The organism is Pseudoxanthomonas wuyuanensis, from assembly GCF_900215535.1.
Classification (GTDB): Bacteria; Pseudomonadota; Gammaproteobacteria; order Xanthomonadales; family Xanthomonadaceae; genus Pseudoxanthomonas_A; species Pseudoxanthomonas_A wuyuanensis.
Window position 1 is genome coordinate 22,166 of record NZ_OCND01000003.1, and the last position, 15,672, is coordinate 37,837.

Sequence of the window (15,672 nt, forward strand, 5' to 3'; positions counted from 1 at the left end):
GATGTGCGAGTGTTTTTTCCCCGCCTATTCGCACGACCACGCAAGGTCGTGCGGGTGTGACGCCCCCAGCCTGGCTACTGGAGATGCATGAGCGATCACTACAAGGAAGCAGGACATGTCCTGCGGTTGAGGCACCCGGCGGCGCTGCTGCTGACAGTCGCCGTTGCCGCTGCTGACACGGGTGCGGCAATCGCCCAGGAAGCCGAGCGCGATCCCAATAACGGAACGGATCCAACCCGGCTCACCACGACGGCCGCTGTGGCATACGAGTACAACGACATCAAGCCGAACAGCTCGCGTCATGCGCCACGTCTTGACTTGACCATGCCGTTCGGGGAGAAGCAGGACTACAGCATTCGTCTGCGCGTCCCTGTCGTCAGCAACGACGTAACGGGAGACGGCGATTTCGGCATTGGCGATGTGTCGCTGACGGGCACTCATGTATTTGGGTTGACGCGCAAGCGCGGCCTTGTAGTGCAGGGTGAACTGATCTTAGACAGCGCTTCGCGCGACGAACTGGGGACAGGAAGAAACGTACTCAAGGGCACCTTCATCTATGCCAGGTTCCTTCCGCAGGGAATCTTCGCTCCGGCGTTGGTGCATAGCGTCGACATCGGCGGCGATGACCGCCGTGCCGATGTAAGCGTAACCACGTTCGATTTCTACTACGTGCCAAAGATATCCAGTCCGCGTACTTTCATGACGATCGACCCTGCGCTGAACTTCGATTGGGAAAAGGACGCGCAGTTCTCAAGCCTTGCGGTCACCGCCGGTATGGCGGTCGGAAAGGCGTTTGGCGGCCAGGCACAGGTCTATGTGAAGCCCACCGTCATGTTCGGTAGCGAGCGGCCGGGCGATTGGAGCATTGAAGTCGGCTTCAAGGTGCTCGGGTTCTGAGGCTACCAAGGCAGTCCGCCGTGCCATGACCAGTATGCGCATCCCGGGCCGCGTATCCACCCAACTCCCATCCGGACAAGCGTTGCCACCATGAACTACGGAACACGTTCACCGCGCAGATCATTCCGGTTGCTGCCACGCCGGCGGCTGCCACTTGCCGGGCTTCTGCTGGTGTCTTTCTCTTCCCTGGCGGTGGACGGCCCGGCATCCAGGGTTTGCGCACCAGGAGATGGCAGCGACCGGCCATCCATCGGCCTTGCGCTGGGCGGCGGCGGCGCCCGCGGCATCTCGCATGTCAGCCTGCTCAGGAAGCTTGAGGAGATGCATGTCCCGGTCGACTGCATCGCCGGCACCAGCATCGGATCGCTCGTAGGCGGGTTGTACGCCGCCGGCCACTCGGTCGACGAGCTGGAAGCGCTGGTCACGTCGATGGACTGGATGAACCTGTTCGACGATTCGCTCGCGCGTCCGGAGCGTTCATTCCGGCGCAAACAGGATGACCGCGACAGGCTTGCCACCATCGGCGTCGGCATCCGCGGCGGAAGGTTGCGTCTATCGCCCGGGGTTCTGCAAGGGCAGCGCATCCTGGCGCTCTTCGAGAAGGAAACGTTGCAGGTCAGCGCGATAAGCGATTTCGATGCGCTCCCGATTCCTTACCGGGCTACCGCGACCGATCTCAATACCGGTCAGGCCGTGGTCCTGGATCATGGCAGTCTTGCGATGGCGATGCGCGCGTCGATGTCGCTGCCCGGCATCTTCCAGCCGGTCGAGATCGATGGCCGCGTCCTGCTCGACGGCGGTCTTGCGAACCAGGTGCCGGTGGACGTGGTTCGCAGCATGGGCGCCGACATCGTGATTGCGGTCGATGTTGGCACCCCGTTGACGACCTATGGGACAGACGCCAGCGTACTGGATGTGGTGTCGCAGATAAGCACGATGATGACCACGCGGAATGCAGCGGAGCAGCGGGCCAATCTCGGTTCGCAGGACCTGTTGATAGTTCCCGAGCTGGGCGCCGAAGTCGCCACCGGCGATTTCACCAAGGCCGCGGAGGCGCTGCGCATCGGCAAGGAGGCCGCCGAATCCGCGCAGGAGGGCCTTGCTCGCCTTGCGATCCCGCCGCAAGCATATGCGACGTACGTCGACCATCGGCGCCATGCGCCAAAGGGCGATGTCATCGTCAATTTTGTTCGGATAGACAACCAGACCCAGTATGCCGACAAGTTGCTGCTTGGCGGTCTGCAGGCGGAGACAGGAAAACCGCTGGATACCCGAAAGATGGAGGATGGGCTGCTGCGGGCGTACAGCTTCGGTACGATTTCCAGCATGACCTATGAGGTCGTCGAGGAAGACGGCAGGACCGGTGTGCTCGTGCGGGCGCGTCCCAAGCCGCATGGCCCCAACTACATCCAGGTGGGCCTGCGGTCCGGGTCCGACTTCTCGGGCAATCATGAAAGCAATCTTCGCGCCGCCGTTCTGGTCTCGCCGCTCTCCAGCTACGGCGCGGAAGCCCGCCTGGCCGTCGACATCGGTAGCGAACCGGGACTGAAGGCGGAGTACTTCCTGCCCTTTGACGTCAGGAACAGGTACCAGCTGTACACCCAGCTCGAGTACAGGAATCCGAACGTTCACCTGTACACCGATGATGGCGACAAGGTCGCAACCTACAGCGTGCGTACGCTTGGGGGAGAAGTCCGCTTCGGTCGCGAATTTGGCAACCACGCCGCGGTATCCGTGGGCATCGAGCGGTCCACAGGCAAGGCATCGGTCGAGGTAGGCCTGCCTGCGCTGCGATCCTTCGATTCCGAAAATGGCGCCTGGTCGGTCCGCGCCATCGTGGACCGGCTGGACAGTCTGTTTTTCCCCCGCTCCGGCTACTACGCTGCGCTCGGATACACGTCATCCGAGAAATGGCTAGGCAGCGACACCGAATACAATCAGGTGGAGGCCGATATGTTGCTCGCCAAGGACTTTGGCAGGCACGCCGTCCAGTTCGGTGGCGCGTACCACTCCACCATTTCCGGGATCCTGCCGCTGCAGGAACGCTATCGTCTTGGCGGACGCGGGCGGCTTGCGGGATTCCACTACAACGAGCTTACCGGCCAGAACTATGCGCTTCTGATGGCCGGGTACAGTTTCCAACTGGCCGAGCTGTTCGGGCGTTCCGCAAGCGTTGGCATGACCTTGGAGTACGGCAACGCCTGGGAGCTGCGTTCCCGCATGGCTTTCGACGACGGCATTCTGAACGGCAGCGTCTATATCGGGTTTGATTCATGGCTGGGCCCGCTCATGTTCGGCTACGGCATGCGGGAAGGCGGTGACGGCGTCGCCTTCCTGGAGATCGGCACGCCCTTCTGATCAGGCGATCACGGAAACGAGACGGTCCAGCAACTCCTCCAGCGGCATGGCGATGACGAAAAGCGGCAGGAACGGCAGCGCCGCAAGCAGAAAGAACCACAAGATGGTCGCACGTGTCATCGGAAAGATGGACATGCTGCGGACCGTCGCGTACACCGAGCCATAGTCGGCCAGCGAAGAGGGGTCCCCGGAGTCGAGCAAGGACTTCTGCCGATGCCGGGCAAGCCAGCGGCTGCGGAAATCCGACGCGGCCGAATGCCCCAGTTCGGAGAACGCGAGCAGCGCCTTCTGCTTCACGCCGAACAGTCGTCGCCCCAGCAGCAGCAACGGCGCCAGCAGGCAGCCGACGGACAACAGAACGTAGGCGATCACCAGATGCTTCTGCTGGTCGATGGATTCGCCCAGATGCATGACGTGATTCATGCAGTTGCCCGACACCAGTATGCCGCCGGCAAGCGCAAGTACAACGAACCGGAATTGCGATTCGCCTAGGAACAGGATTCCGCCGGAGCCATCGGGATGGCCTGCATCGAGTCGCAGGTGAAGCTGCGACAGGCGCCACAGCAGGTAGGTCCACAATGCGAATCGCCACAGCCACAGGAGCGACACGAAGCGGAAGAGGGGCAAAGCCACCCAGTCCAGCCACGCTGCCGCAAACCGGCTCATTGCGTCGCCGCCGCTACGCCAGCTATCGATTCCAGGCATGGCATCAAAGGTCGTCTCCAGATAGAGCAAAGGAGTGAACGCCAGGATCAGCAGCAGGCTTTCCGGCCAAACCGGGTCGCGGAGAGACCGGATATGCGACAGTAGGCGGTCATAAGCGGGCTGCTTGCCGACGGGTACAAGTCCGCATTTCGGAATATGGGCGATCGTCCAACGCATGAGGCGATCGCACTGGGGTGCGGCGATCACCAGAAGCGGTACGGTCAGGAGGAATCGCCCGAGCATCGAGAAATCAAGCAGCAAAGGAACGTCCGCTGACGAGCCGTACAGAGTGCCGTTGATGGCCGCTGCGATGGCGATCGGCAGCAGGCAGAACAGGGCCAGCAGCACGGCCAGCCATAGGTGCAGGTATTCGGGCTTGCGCCGCAGCAGGCGGTCCAGGACCTGATAGATCAAACCGCCGTGCATCAAGGAGTAGCGATGTTTCATTTGCGCCCTCGTGACCGGACTCATACTCTGGGACGCATCGGGTTCGCGGTGACGTTCCGATACGCGGTTTGGCGCGCCGGGCTTGGCTAGCCGGCGTTCTCCCGTGGCATATCTCCTGCAACTTCCCGGATGTCCCGCTCAAGGAAGTAGTTCAGGAAGGTGCGTATGGCCGCGATTGCGCCGAGCTGCGCGATGGCCTGCCAGGAGGGTGCGATCGACGATTCCAGTATGTCCGCACCAATCTGCAATGTGAGCGCCGCGACCAGCCAGCGGGCATAGTCGAGCCAGATCGGGCGAAAGTCTCCCCGCTGCCCGGAGCGCGAGCGCGCGGCGAGTCGAAGCATCTCCCACGCGGCCCTGGCTGTGGCGGCGACGATGGCCAGCAGAACCAGTGCATCGATGAACAGGACCGCGAATTCTGTGGCCTCAATCAGAAGTTTCTCAAGTGTCTCCATGCGTTTCCCTCCACCGCTCGTTGCCTGAGGATGGCCCTGGTCATACGGTGTCAGCCGAAAGGATGCACGCCGAACACCATGCTGGAGATCGCCAGGATTCCCAGGAGCAGTAGCGCGCAGGCGACCACCAGGGTCATCGAGACCGGGTAGGGACTGAGGCCGCGAATCTGGCTGGATGCAATTCCCTCTTCCCTGTCTGCGCGGAGCGCCAGCATGAAGCTGATGTGATAGGCGATGCCGACAACCAGCATGCCGATGCCAAGCGCTACCAGTGCGGTGCCGAAGTTGCGAGGAGCGTTAGCGCCGATGCTGACCTGGCTCAGGCTCTGTGCGCTGCTGAAAACCTGGTAGATGGTGAAACCGAAGCCAATGAGCGAGAGAGAAGTACGGATGACGGACATCAGGGTCCGCTCCGCGCTCAGCCGCGTTCGCTGGTACGCCATGCCGGTCCGTCTTGCGCCCATCTGCAGGGATGGATTTCCTGCAGCTTCGTTGACGCTTTCGCCGGCGGCCTGGTTTGCATCATTCAACGACATCATTTTCTCCGTTACGCATGAACTGGATGGGACTATTTGCTGGCGGGCTTGCGCCGCCGGATGATGAGGCGCGCGAAGCGGGCGATGGGTCCGCGGAAGAGCAGATACGGCACAAACCCGAGCACCAGTGCGACCGTCACGGCTTCAAGCGGCCGCACCAGACCCTCCATCACTTTGTACTGGTAGATCGCATCAATGACGATGCCTATGAACATGATGCGACCTGTCGAACGCAGCCCCTCGTACAGCGCCTCTTTGCGCGACGAACTGTCCGCGGAGGCGATATGCCACAGATACGGGGTCTTTCCCGAATGCGCGTCCTTGATGCCATCGCGCATCGCCATCAGCAGCGACATGAGCGGTTGCAAGATGAAGCGGAATGCCATGGGTCCCTCGGGCCTTGCCGCAATCTCGGAGGTGAAGGTCCGTAGCATCTCGATGAATACATCCATTATCCATTCACTCTGCAAGGGAGGCGGGGAGCGCCGACGCACGGCGGCAACACGTAGCTGTTCCGGCGCAGCGGCCGGGATGGCAGTGATGTCCAACGTTGCCTTGGAACAGATGAAGATTCTCGATGCCTCTCCGGCATCCTTCAATCCGCAATAGATCGGAACTTGCGAAGGCAATTTGCGTCGTGCAGCTAAGTAGAACTACTTAGCCATTGCGTTCCGCGTGCTCATACTGAGATGCAGTAGGTAAAATCACCTGTGCCGGCGTAGTTGATTACGCTGGGCTTGCGTAGCAGAATCCCTGTCGGGGGGCCAGACCAACGCGCCGCGAGTATGGAGCCGTTTCCGGGGTGGGATTATGTCTGCGCGGGAGATAGTGGGGCGAAGGATACTCGGCCCGCCAGCCGCCTTGGAGCGATGGCGGTCCCGGCTGGCTGCGATCGGCATAGGTTTTGCGTGCGGACTTGCCGGGCAGGTGGCCTCGCACGCGCTTCTCGTCAAACCGGCCGAAATCACTTCCATCTGGATTCCGGGCGGACTCATCCTGGCGTACCTTGTATGTCGTCCCGTGCAGTCCTGGTTGTTGCTGCTGTCTGGCTTCACTGCGGGCGGAGTTCTCGCATTCGCGCTGCGGTCCGGCGTCGGCATGGTGGTCCTGCCGGCGGTCGGCTATCTCTGGATATCCGCTTGCATCGCGGCCGGTGCTGCGGCCATCAAGCTCGGTCCGAGACAGCGGGTCATGTTCCCTACCATCGGCCACCTTGCGCGGTTCTTCCTGATTGTCGTGGCGGGCGTTTCCGTCGCGTGCTCATCCGGCTTTGTCGGCGTAGTGGCGATGATGCGCGACGACATATCGCTTCCAAGGCTTTGGATGCTGGGAACAACGGCTTTTGCCGTTGGCTTCATGTTGGTCACGCCACTGATGGTCGAACTGCAGAGGGCGAAGTTTCCGCCTTGGCGCGACGTCAGGAAGCAGGTGGTCGGGTTTTTCCTTTTCAGCGTCGGACTCTGGATGATATCGGCCCTGGCCTGGCATGCGGCGCCTTCCAACCTCAGCAACATTCCGCTGGCGCTGTTTGTACCGATTCCTCTGCTCATGCTGGCGGCATTCCAGTTCGGTACGTTCGGTCCCAGCGTGGGTCTTGTGGTTGCGTTTCTTCCCGCCATGATCGTTGCGATCAGGCTGGACCGGGTCGATACCTTCGAACTGGGGCACGTCAACAGCTACATCATGCAGCTATGGACGCTGGCGGCGGGAGTTCTGGTACATGCGCTGGCGATTCAGGCCCGGCAGAGAACCGACATTCTCCACCGGCTGTCGGTCACCAGCGAGGAAAACAGGAGCCTAGCGGCGCGGCTGATGCAGAGCCAGGAGGAGCAGAGCATCCGGATATCCCGTGAACTGCATGACGGCGTGAATCAAAAACTGACGTTCTTCTCGATCGCCTTGAGCTCAATCAGGCAGCGAAGTCCGGAAGACCTGCATGCGCCGGTTGACGAGGTCACCGCTGGCATCAGGGAACTGATCGACGAAGTGAGGAACATCTCCCATAGCCTGCACCCGTCGGTGTTGGAGCATGCAGGCATAGGAGGGGCTATCGACGATCTTGTGCGGGTCATCGAGGGGCGTTGGGGGGGCGAGATTGCGCTGAGGATTGAGATCGATCCAGCTTTGGATGAACTGGAGGGCGAGCGCGCGCTGTGTATGTACCGGGTGGCGCAGGAATCCATCCGCAACGCCATCGAGCACTCCGGCGCAAGCGCGATGAAGATCGTATTGTCCGCCGCGGATGGGCGCTGGCGTTTGCGTGTTTCGGACAACGGACGGGGTTTTGTGCTGAAGGAGGTTGCGATGCATAGCGGTCTTGGCCTGGTCAGCATGAAGGAACGGGTGCAACTGGTACGCGGCAAGCTGCACATCCGTTCCCGCCCAGGCAGGGGTACCAGTGTGACCATGGAGCTAAGCGCATGACAGACCGACGGAGACCGCTGGTGCTGCTTGCCGACGACCATCGCATGGTCGCGGAGGGTATCGCCAATCTTATTTCGAAGGACTATGACCTGCTGGAAGTGGTTTCGGACGGCGACGCGCTTTTCGAAAGCGCGGTCCAGCACCAACCCGACATCATCCTCACCGATGTCTCCATGCCCGGTTGCGACGGCATCGAGGCGGTCAGGCGGCTGTTCGCTGCGGGCCAGCAAACGCCGGTGATATTCATGACGGTGCACAACGAGCCAGCGATGGTGCGAGAGGCCATCCAGAGCGGCGCCAGGGGATATGTTCTGAAGGCTGCGGCGGGTGACGAACTCCTGAAAGCCATGCACGAAGTGAGCAATGGCCACATCTATGTCAGTCCCGAACTGTGGCCCTATATCTCCGGTCAGAGGAAGGTGCCGTCGCTGACGAATATGCAGAAGAAGGTGCTCGGTTTGCTCTCTTCCGGCATGCGATCGCGGGAGATCGCCACAAAGCTGAGCGTGTCTGTCCGGACCGTCGATTCGCACCGCTATTCGATCATGCGCACGCTTGGGGTCACCAGCAGCGTTGCATTGATCCGCGAAGCCGAGCGTCTGGGCCTGATAAAGAGCTAGCGGCCGGCGCTGGAAAAACTGTCATTTGCCGTGCGCGAGTCCGGGTATGGGCAGGACTGGCGACTTGCAACGCGCACGGGATTGGCGCTCTTCAACGACCTGGGGGTGGCAGCGGCCACGCCTTGACCGTGCGCGTTCGGTGGCGACCGACCTGTCCGGTGGTGCCGCTCGACCTCAGCGAGCTCCTGACCGGCAGACCCTTCTGCTTAATCGGGGGAAGGGGCCAACGACGCCGTCCCGCGGAATCTTTTCCGGCGTCCTCAATAAGATTTTCAGTTATATCAATGAATTACAAGATGGCACCTGCATTGGTGCGCCGCAGCTTGTTTGATTCAAATATGAGATGTAAATTCGTATATGAAACATACAGGGCCCATGGGATAGTCGGCGCAATCCGTCCAATGCGCCGCTGCCATCGGTTCTGACTCCCTGGGAGGGGACAGCATGCGTGGATCCAATTTGGTGGCTTCAGTCCAGAGCCTGCGCGCGCCGGGTGCGCCCGCCCGTGGCACGGTGCCGGCGCCGGCAACGCGCATCGCGCCAGCTGCGCAGCCGGCGAACGGAGATGCCGGTGCAGCGGTATTGACCAGGTGCAGGTGAAGTGACCCAGACCCTGGCCGCCGCAACCGAGATTGCGCAACGGCGCTTGGGCACGACCCGCGTGCGCCTGCCGATGCTGGGTTTCGGCGCCGCGCCCATCGGCAATCTGTACACCGCGGTGAGCGACGACGAGGCGATGCGGGCGATAGGCAGCGCGCTCGGGGAGGGCATCCGCTATTTCGATACCGCGCCCTACTACGGCTATGGCCTGAGCGAAGCCCGCCTGGGCCTGGGCCTGAAGGGCGTGCGCCGCGACAGCGTCCGCATCTCCACCAAGGTCGGGCGGCGAATCTATGAAGACACCAGCCGCGAGCCGGGCCGGGAAGGCTTTGCGGTGGCCGGCCGCAAAGCCGAGTTCGACTACAGCCGCGATGGCGTGATGCGCTCGTTCGAGTCCAGCCTGCAGCGGCTGGGAACCGATCATGTCGACATCCTGCTGTTGCACGACATCGGCCGGCTCACCCATGGCGACAACCATCCGGCCATGCTGCGGCAGGCGCTGGACGAGGCGTTGCCGGCGATGGCGGAGCTGAAGTCCTCCGGCGCCTGCGGCGCCATCGGCATCGGCGTCAACGAGGAAGACATCGCGGTCGAACTGATGCCGTTGTTTCCGCTGGACTGCGTGATGTTGGCCGGTCGCTACACCTTGCTGGAACAGCACGCGTCGCGACGGATCATGCAGGGCGCGCAGGCGCGCAACATCGGCGTCCTGGTGGCCGGGCCGTACAACTCGGGCCTGATGAGCGATGCGCGTGCGCCGGGTAGCACCTACAACTACGCGCCGGCAGAGCCGGAAGTGCTGCAGCGCGCCCAGCGCATCTATGCCATCTGCGCGGAGCACGGCGTGGACGTGGGTGCTGCCGCGTTGCAGTTCCCGCTGGCCCATCCGGCGGTGGTCAGCGTGGTGGCCGGCATGCGCAGCGCCGAAGAGGCCATAAGCGCATCGCTGCGGTACCGTGCGGAAGTGCCTGCCGAACTCTGGCAGCAGCTTCGCGCCGAAGGGCTGCTGCAGGACTGGGCAAGAACGCTGGGAGGGGCCGCCGCATGAGAGCGGTCGATTCGCACCTGCACTTCTGGCAGCTCGCACGCGGCGACTATCTGTGGCTGACGCCGGAATTTTCCGCGCTGTATCGCGATTTCGTGCCGAATGACATCGACGTGACCTTGCGCGCATGCGGGGTCGATTCGGTGGTGGTGGTCCAGGCCGCGGCCACCGAAGCCGAAACCCACTACCTGCTCGATCTCGCACGCCAGCATCCTTTGATTGCCGGCGTTGTCGGATGGACCGACTTCGAGGCCGCAGACGCGCCGCAGCGGATAGCCGCGCTGTGCCGCGATGCGCAGGGCCGCCTGAAAGGACTGCGGCCGATGGTCCAGGACATCGCCGACCCGCAATGGCTGCTGAGGTCCGAACTGGATCCGGCGTTCAATGCGCTGGTGGCCAACGATCTGTCGTTCGACGCCCTGGTGGCGCCGGTGCACCTGCCCGTGCTTGCGCAGCGGCTTGCCCGTCACCCGCAACTGCGGGCCGTGCTTGACCATGCCGGCAAGCCGGACATCGCCGGCGGCGGATTCGCTGGCTGGGCCCAGCAGATTGCCCACCTGGCCGGGCAGACCAATGTGCTGTGCAAACTGTCCGGTTTGCTGACCGAAGCCGGGCGCAGCGCATCGGCGGCGGACATCGAGCCCTACGTGGCCCATCTGTTCGCCAGCTTCGGGCCAGGACGGATCATGTGGGGCAGCGACTGGCCGGTACTGACCGCCAGCGCCGACTACCTGGACTGGTTCGACATGGCCAGGGCGCTGGTGGCGCGCCTGGCCGCCGGGTACGAGGAAGACGTCTTCGCCAACAACGCCCAGCGCTTCTATCGCCTGGCGCAGAAATCCTATCCATGAATCGCGGGAGCAAAACGATGTCCCCATCATCCACCTATCTGCAGGCAGCGCCATGAGCGGCCGTCTGCAAGGCAAGCGCTGCCTGATCACCGCCGCCGGCGCCGGCATCGGCCGCGAAAGTGCGCTGGCATGCGCGAGCGAGGGCGCGCGGGTGCTGGCCACCGATATCGATGCGCAGGCCCTGGCTGCGCTTGCCGCCGAATGCGAAGCGATTGAGACGCATCTGCTGGACGTCACCCGTCCGGCGGACATCGACGCGTTCGTATCCGCGCAGGGCGCGTTCGACGTGCTGTTCAACTGCGCCGGATACGTGCATCAGGGCAGCATTCTCGATTGCGATGCGGAGGCGTGGCGGCGCTCTTTCGCCATCAATGTCGATGGCATGTACGCACTGTGCCGCGCGGTGTTGCCGGGCATGCTGGCGCAGGGCCGGGGCAGCATCATCAACATGTCCTCGGTTGCATCCAGCATCAAGGGCGTGCCCAACCGGTTTGCCTACTCCACCACCAAGGCGGCGGTGATCGGCCTGAGCAAGGCGATTGCGGCCGATTTCGTCACCCGCGGCGTGCGCTGCAATGCGATCTGCCCCGGGACCATCAAGACCCCGTCGCTGTCCGAGCGCGTGGCCGCGCTGGGCGGCGACCAGGACGCGGTGTGGAAGGGTTTCATCGAGCGCCAGCCGATGGGCCGGCTGGGCGAGCCGAAGGAGATCGCGGCGCTGGTGGTCTATCTGGCGTCGGACGAGTCCTCTTTCACCACCGGACAAACCCACATCATCGACGGCGGCTGGTCGAACTGACGAATGAACGAGAAGGAGATGTTGCAATGAAACTGCTGCGCTACGGGCCGAGCGGGAACGAACGGCCGGGATTGCTGGATGACGAAGGACGCATCCGCGACCTTGGCCACATCGTCGACGATATCGCCGGCGATCACCTCACTGCCGCCGGCCTGGAGAAGATCCGCGCGCTCGATACCGCCTCGTTGCCGCTGGTTGACGGCGATGTGCGCTTGGGCGCAGCGGTGGGCCGGATCGGCAAGTTCATCTGCGTAGGCCTGAACTACGCCGACCATGCCGCCGAATCCGGCATGGCCGTGCCGGAGCAGCCGGTACTTTTCATGAAGGCGACCAGCGCGGTAATCGGGCCCGACGATACGGTGGTGATCCCGCGCGCCTCGCGCAAGACCGACTGGGAAGTCGAACTGGGCGTGGTGATCGGCGACAGGGCGCACGATGTGCCGGTCGAAACCGCATTGGAGCATGTGGCCGGCTATGCGGTCATCAATGATCTGTCCGAGCGCGAATTTCAGCTCGAGCATGGCGGGCAGTGGGTCAAGGGCAAGAGCTGCGACACCTTCGGCCCCATCGGGCCGTGGCTGGTCACCCGCGACGAAGTTGCCGACCCGCAGAACCTGGCGATGTGGTTGGAAGTGAATGGCCACCGCTACCAGGATGGCAGCACCCGCACCATGGTGTTCGGTGTGGCGACGCTGGTGAGCTACATCAGCCGCTACATGACCCTGATGCCGGGCGATGTGATCAGCACCGGCACGCCGCCGGGCGTGGGCCTGGGCCAGAAGCCGCCGGTCTACCTCAAGCCGGGGGACGTGATGGAACTGGGCATCGAAGGACTGGGCCGGCAGCGGCAGCAGGTCGTTGCGTACGAAAGCACCCGCTAAGGAACGGACATGAGCAGATTCACCGCAATAGACACCTACGATGTCCGCTTTCCCACCTCGCGCGAACTGGACGGTTCCGACGCGATGAACCCGGACCCCGACTATTCGGCGGCCTACCTGATCCTGCGCACCGACGACCCGGATGGACTGGCCGGCCATGGGCTGGTCTTCACCATCGGCCGCGGCAACGATGTGCAGACTGCCGCGATCTCCGCGCTGTCGCATCTGGTGCTGGGGCGCGACGTCGATGCGGTGCTGGACGATCTGGGCGCCTTCGCGCGCAGCCTGACCGACGATTCGCAGCTGCGCTGGCTGGGCCCGGAGAAAGGCGTGATGCACATGGCCATCGGCGGCGTCATCAATGCCGCCTGGGACATGGCCGCGCGCCGTGCGGGCAAGCCGTTGTGGCGCTTCATCGCCGACATGACGCCGGAACAGCTGGTGCGCACCATCGATTTCCGCTACCTCTCCGATGCGCTGACGCCGGAGCAGGCGCTGGAGCTGCTGCGCGCCGCCGAACCGGGCAAGGCGCAGCGGGTGGCGGCGTTGCTGCAGGAGGGCTACCCGGCGTATACCACTTCGCCCGGCTGGCTGGGCTATTCGGACGAGAAGCTGACCCGCCTGGCCAGGGAAGCGGTGGCGGAAGGCTTCCGCACCATCAAGCTCAAGGTCGGACTCAGCGTCGAGGACGATATCCGCCGCTGCGGCCTGGCGCGCGAAGCGATCGGCCCGGATGTGGCGATGGCGGTGGACGCGAACCAGCGTTGGGACGTTGGCCCGGCCATCGCCTGGATGAAACAGCTGGCGCAGTTCGACATCGCCTGGATCGAAGAGCCGACCAGTCCGGACGACGTTCTCGGCCATGCCGCCATCCGCCGCGGCATCGCGCCGGTGCCGGTGTCCACCGGCGAGCACACGCAGAACCGCGTGGTCTTCAAGCAGTTGCTGCAGGCGCAGGCGGTGGACCTGATCCAGATCGACGCCGCGCGCGTGGGCGGGGTCAACGAGAACCTGGCCATCCTGCTGCTGGCCGCCAAGTTCGGCGTGCGCGTGTTTCCGCATGCCGGCGGCGTGGGCCTGTGCGAACTGGTCCAGCATCTGGCCATGGCCGATTTCGTCGCCATCAGCGGCAGCAAGGAAGACCGCGCCATCGAGTTCGTCGACCATCTGCACGAACACTTCGTCGATCCGGTACGTATCCGTCATGGACGTTATCTTGCGCCGGAGCAGCCGGGATTTTCGGCGGAGATGCATGTCGATTCCGTGCGGCAGCATCTCTATCCCGCCGGCCCGGTCTGGAGCGGCGAAGTGCCCGCGGTTGCCTCGGATGGCCTCAGCGCGCAAGCGGCGGGATAGCATTGCGCATCGCTGCCCTGCATAACGACCGGAGTTGAGCATGGCCAAGCCTGTTTCGGATCTGCGCGACGCCGCGCGACGCCGCCTGCCGCGGCTGCTGTTCGACTACATCGACGGCGGTTCGTACGACGAGATCACCCTGCGCCGCAATATCGACGATTTGAGGGCGATCGCGCTGCGTCAGCGGGTGATGACCGACATCTCCGTGTTGTCGATGGCGACCACGCTGTTCGGTCAGCCGATGAGCATGCCGCTGGCGCTGGCGCCGGTCGGCTTTGCCGGCATGTACGCACGGCGCGGCGAAGTGCAGGCGGCGCGCGCGGCGCACGCGGCCGGCGTGCCGTTCTGCCTCTCCACGCTGAGCATCTGCGGGCTGGAAGAAGTGGTTGAGAGCAGCGGCGGCCCGGTCTGGTTCCAGCTCTACATGGTCCGCGACCGCGGTTTCTGCAAGCAGCTGATCGAACGGGCCAAGGCCGCCGGCAGCCCGGTGCTGTTGCTGACCGTGGATCTGCCGATCGCCGGCGCGCGCTACCGCGATCTGCGCTCGGGCATGTCCGGACCTGGCGGCGCCAAGGGTGCCTGCATGCGCGCCTGGCAGGGCATGACCCATCCGCGCTGGCTGTGGGATGTGCGCCTGCGCGGCGGGCCGCACCGCTTCGGCAATATTCCGCCACAGGTGATAGGCGAGGGCGGACTGGGCGCATTCGCAGGCTGGATCAAGAACAACTTCGATCCGACCGTGACATGGAAGGATCTGGATTGGGTGCGCAGCCATTGGGACGGCCCCATCGTGGTCAAGGGTCTGCTGGATCCCGCCGATGCGCGCGCGGCACTGGCGGCGGGCGCCGACGGCATCGTGGTGTCCAACCACGGCGGGCGTCAGCTGGACGGCGTGCCGTCAGGCATAGCCGCCTTGCCGGCGATGCTGGACGAGGTGGGAGGACGCGTGCCGGTGCTGATGGACGGCGGCATCCGCTCGGGCCTGGACATCCTGCGGGTGCTGGCCACCGGCGCGCAGGGCTGCCTGGTGGGCAAGGCCTGGGCCTATGCGCTGGGTGCGGCGGGCGGGCAGGGCGTGAGCGAAATGCTGGCGACCTTCAAGGCCGAACTGGAAGTGGCCATGTCGTTGACCGGCTGCACGGATCTGGGCAAGGCCGGCCGCGAATTGCTGGTGCTTTGAACGTCGGATGCGCTTTTCTTGCACGGAGGTCCGGGCGAGGCTTGCCTGGAGCGTTTCGTTTCAAGTGCCTGGGCGGAACCAATCCATCGTCATGACTTGAAACATGGTGCCCAAGGCAACGCCGCATACGGGCTGGAACCAGTCAGGCCTCGGTGCCGTCGTCGTTGTCTCTGCGCGATTGGGATAGCGAGAAGATACGTGTCATCGGCCGCCATTTCTCACCGGGCGCCGAACCGGGCAGCGGCTTCTGGAAGGTGGACATCAGCGCTTCCCAGGCCTGCACGCGCGGGTTCCCGTCATCGGCAGCGGCCTTGGCCTCGGGCGAGTAGTCCTCGTCCACCTCCATGGTCAACACCAGCCGGTCGCCGACGCGGTGTATTTCCATGTCATGGATTCCCGCGGCGACGATGGATTCGACGATTTCAGGCCAGATCGCCTCGGGGCTGTGCCAGCGCTCGTACTCGGCGATCAGCGCCGGATCGTCGCGCAGGTCCAGCGCGTAATAGAGTCGCGGCATC

The 15,672-nt window shown here is 63.7% G+C and carries 15 protein-coding genes; 10 read left to right on the top strand and 5 right to left on the bottom strand.

What is annotated here, in order from left to right; translation table 11 throughout:
• Nucleotides 1-87: 87 nt before the first annotated feature.
• Together CRO39_RS07880 and CRO39_RS07885 are read left to right on the top strand one after the other, a co-directional pair.
• Nucleotides 88-897 (top strand): hypothetical protein, encoded by an 810-nt coding sequence (locus CRO39_RS07880; protein WP_097121359.1) that lies wholly within the window; start codon nt 88-90, stop codon nt 895-897.
• A 90-nt stretch (nt 898-987) separates the two neighbouring features.
• The gene (locus tag CRO39_RS07885) at nt 988-3,255 is read left to right on the top strand and encodes a patatin-like phospholipase family protein (protein WP_097121360.1); all 2,268 of its coding nucleotides are present in this window, start codon (nt 988-990) and stop codon (nt 3,253-3,255) included.
• On the opposite strand, the gene CRO39_RS07890 is transcribed toward CRO39_RS07885, so the two are convergent.
• From CRO39_RS07890 to CRO39_RS07905, 4 genes are all read right to left on the bottom strand, one after another.
• Complete coding sequence (locus CRO39_RS07890) at nt 3,256-4,407, bottom strand: hypothetical protein (protein WP_141400749.1); 1,152 nt, start codon at nt 4,405-4,407, stop codon at nt 3,256-3,258. It lies immediately after the preceding gene.
• Between the two features lie 86 nt (nt 4,408-4,493).
• The gene (locus CRO39_RS07895) at nt 4,494-4,862 is read right to left on the bottom strand and encodes a DUF1622 domain-containing protein (protein ID WP_097121362.1); all 369 of its coding nucleotides are present in this window, start codon (nt 4,860-4,862) and stop codon (nt 4,494-4,496) included.
• Nucleotides 4,863-4,912: 50 nt separating this feature from the next.
• Nucleotides 4,913-5,398: a YidH family protein gene (locus CRO39_RS07900; RefSeq protein WP_238394701.1), complete on the bottom strand. Its 486-nt coding sequence runs from the start codon at nt 5,396-5,398 to the stop codon at nt 4,913-4,915.
• A gap of 32 nt (nt 5,399-5,430) precedes the next feature.
• The gene (locus CRO39_RS07905; protein WP_097121363.1) at nt 5,431-5,850 is read right to left on the bottom strand and encodes a hypothetical protein; all 420 of its coding nucleotides are present in this window, start codon (nt 5,848-5,850) and stop codon (nt 5,431-5,433) included.
• Nucleotides 5,851-6,259: 409 nt separating this feature from the next.
• Here CRO39_RS07905 and CRO39_RS07910 point away from each other — a divergent pair, with 409 nt between their 5' ends.
• From CRO39_RS07910 to CRO39_RS07945, 8 genes are all read left to right on the top strand, one after another.
• Nucleotides 6,260-7,822, top strand: a complete 1,563-nt coding sequence (locus CRO39_RS07910; RefSeq protein WP_176520176.1) for a sensor histidine kinase — start codon at nt 6,260-6,262, stop codon at nt 7,820-7,822.
• Between the two features lie 20 nt (nt 7,823-7,842).
• Nucleotides 7,843-8,442 (top strand): response regulator, encoded by a 600-nt coding sequence (locus CRO39_RS07915; protein WP_162125900.1) that lies wholly within the window; start codon nt 7,843-7,845, stop codon nt 8,440-8,442.
• A gap of 673 nt (nt 8,443-9,115) precedes the next feature.
• Nucleotides 9,116-10,090, top strand: coding sequence for an aldo/keto reductase (locus tag CRO39_RS07920; RefSeq protein WP_097121619.1), 975 nt, complete (start codon nt 9,116-9,118; stop codon nt 10,088-10,090).
• Complete coding sequence (locus CRO39_RS07925) at nt 10,087-10,938, top strand: amidohydrolase family protein (RefSeq protein ID WP_097121366.1); 852 nt, start codon at nt 10,087-10,089, stop codon at nt 10,936-10,938. The genes CRO39_RS07920 and CRO39_RS07925 overlap by 4 nt, the downstream gene beginning before the upstream one ends.
• Before the next feature lie 52 nt (nt 10,939-10,990).
• Nucleotides 10,991-11,737 carry an SDR family oxidoreductase gene (locus tag CRO39_RS07930; RefSeq protein WP_097121367.1) on the top strand — a complete coding sequence of 249 codons (747 nt, stop codon included), beginning with the start codon at nt 10,991-10,993 and terminating at the stop codon, nt 11,735-11,737.
• A 26-nt stretch (nt 11,738-11,763) separates the two neighbouring features.
• Nucleotides 11,764-12,618 carry a fumarylacetoacetate hydrolase family protein gene (locus CRO39_RS07935; RefSeq protein ID WP_097121368.1) on the top strand — a complete coding sequence of 285 codons (855 nt, stop codon included), beginning with the start codon at nt 11,764-11,766 and terminating at the stop codon, nt 12,616-12,618.
• 9 nt (nt 12,619-12,627) lie between these two features.
• Nucleotides 12,628-13,974, top strand: coding sequence for an L-fuconate dehydratase (locus CRO39_RS07940; RefSeq protein WP_097121369.1), 1,347 nt, complete (start codon nt 12,628-12,630; stop codon nt 13,972-13,974).
• Nucleotides 13,975-14,014: 40 nt separating this feature from the next.
• Nucleotides 14,015-15,154 carry an L-lactate dehydrogenase gene (locus tag CRO39_RS07945; RefSeq protein ID WP_097121370.1) on the top strand — a complete coding sequence of 380 codons (1,140 nt, stop codon included), beginning with the start codon at nt 14,015-14,017 and terminating at the stop codon, nt 15,152-15,154.
• A 142-nt stretch (nt 15,155-15,296) separates the two neighbouring features.
• On the opposite strand, the gene CRO39_RS07950 is transcribed toward CRO39_RS07945, so the two are convergent.
• Nucleotides 15,297-15,671, bottom strand: coding sequence for an L-rhamnose mutarotase (locus tag CRO39_RS07950; RefSeq protein ID WP_097121371.1), 375 nt, complete (start codon nt 15,669-15,671; stop codon nt 15,297-15,299).
• Nucleotide 15,672: the final 1 nt, after the last annotated feature.

Coding starts and splice junctions, on each gene's coding strand:
- CRO39_RS07895 (WP_097121362.1), bottom strand. CDS start 4,862: ATGGAGACACTTGAGAAACTTCTGATTGAGGCCACAGAATTCGCGGTC.
- CRO39_RS07905 (WP_097121363.1), bottom strand. CDS start 5,850: ATGGATGTATTCATCGAGATGCTACGGACCTTCACCTCCGAGATTGCG.
- CRO39_RS07945 (WP_097121370.1), top strand. CDS start 14,015: ATGGCCAAGCCTGTTTCGGATCTGCGCGACGCCGCGCGACGCCGCCTG.
- CRO39_RS07885 (WP_097121360.1), top strand. CDS start 988: ATGAACTACGGAACACGTTCACCGCGCAGATCATTCCGGTTGCTGCCA.
- CRO39_RS07890 (WP_141400749.1), bottom strand. CDS start 4,407: ATGAAACATCGCTACTCCTTGATGCACGGCGGTTTGATCTATCAGGTC.
- CRO39_RS07880 (WP_097121359.1), top strand. CDS start 88: ATGAGCGATCACTACAAGGAAGCAGGACATGTCCTGCGGTTGAGGCAC.
- CRO39_RS07950 (WP_097121371.1), bottom strand. CDS start 15,671: ATGCCGCGACTCTATTACGCGCTGGACCTGCGCGACGATCCGGCGCTG.
- CRO39_RS07930 (WP_097121367.1), top strand. CDS start 10,991: ATGAGCGGCCGTCTGCAAGGCAAGCGCTGCCTGATCACCGCCGCCGGC.
- CRO39_RS07935 (WP_097121368.1), top strand. CDS start 11,764: ATGAAACTGCTGCGCTACGGGCCGAGCGGGAACGAACGGCCGGGATTG.
- CRO39_RS07900 (WP_238394701.1), bottom strand. CDS start 5,398: ATGTCGTTGAATGATGCAAACCAGGCCGCCGGCGAAAGCGTCAACGAA.
- CRO39_RS07940 (WP_097121369.1), top strand. CDS start 12,628: ATGAGCAGATTCACCGCAATAGACACCTACGATGTCCGCTTTCCCACC.
- CRO39_RS07920 (WP_097121619.1), top strand. CDS start 9,116: ATGCTGGGTTTCGGCGCCGCGCCCATCGGCAATCTGTACACCGCGGTG.
- CRO39_RS07925 (WP_097121366.1), top strand. CDS start 10,087: ATGAGAGCGGTCGATTCGCACCTGCACTTCTGGCAGCTCGCACGCGGC.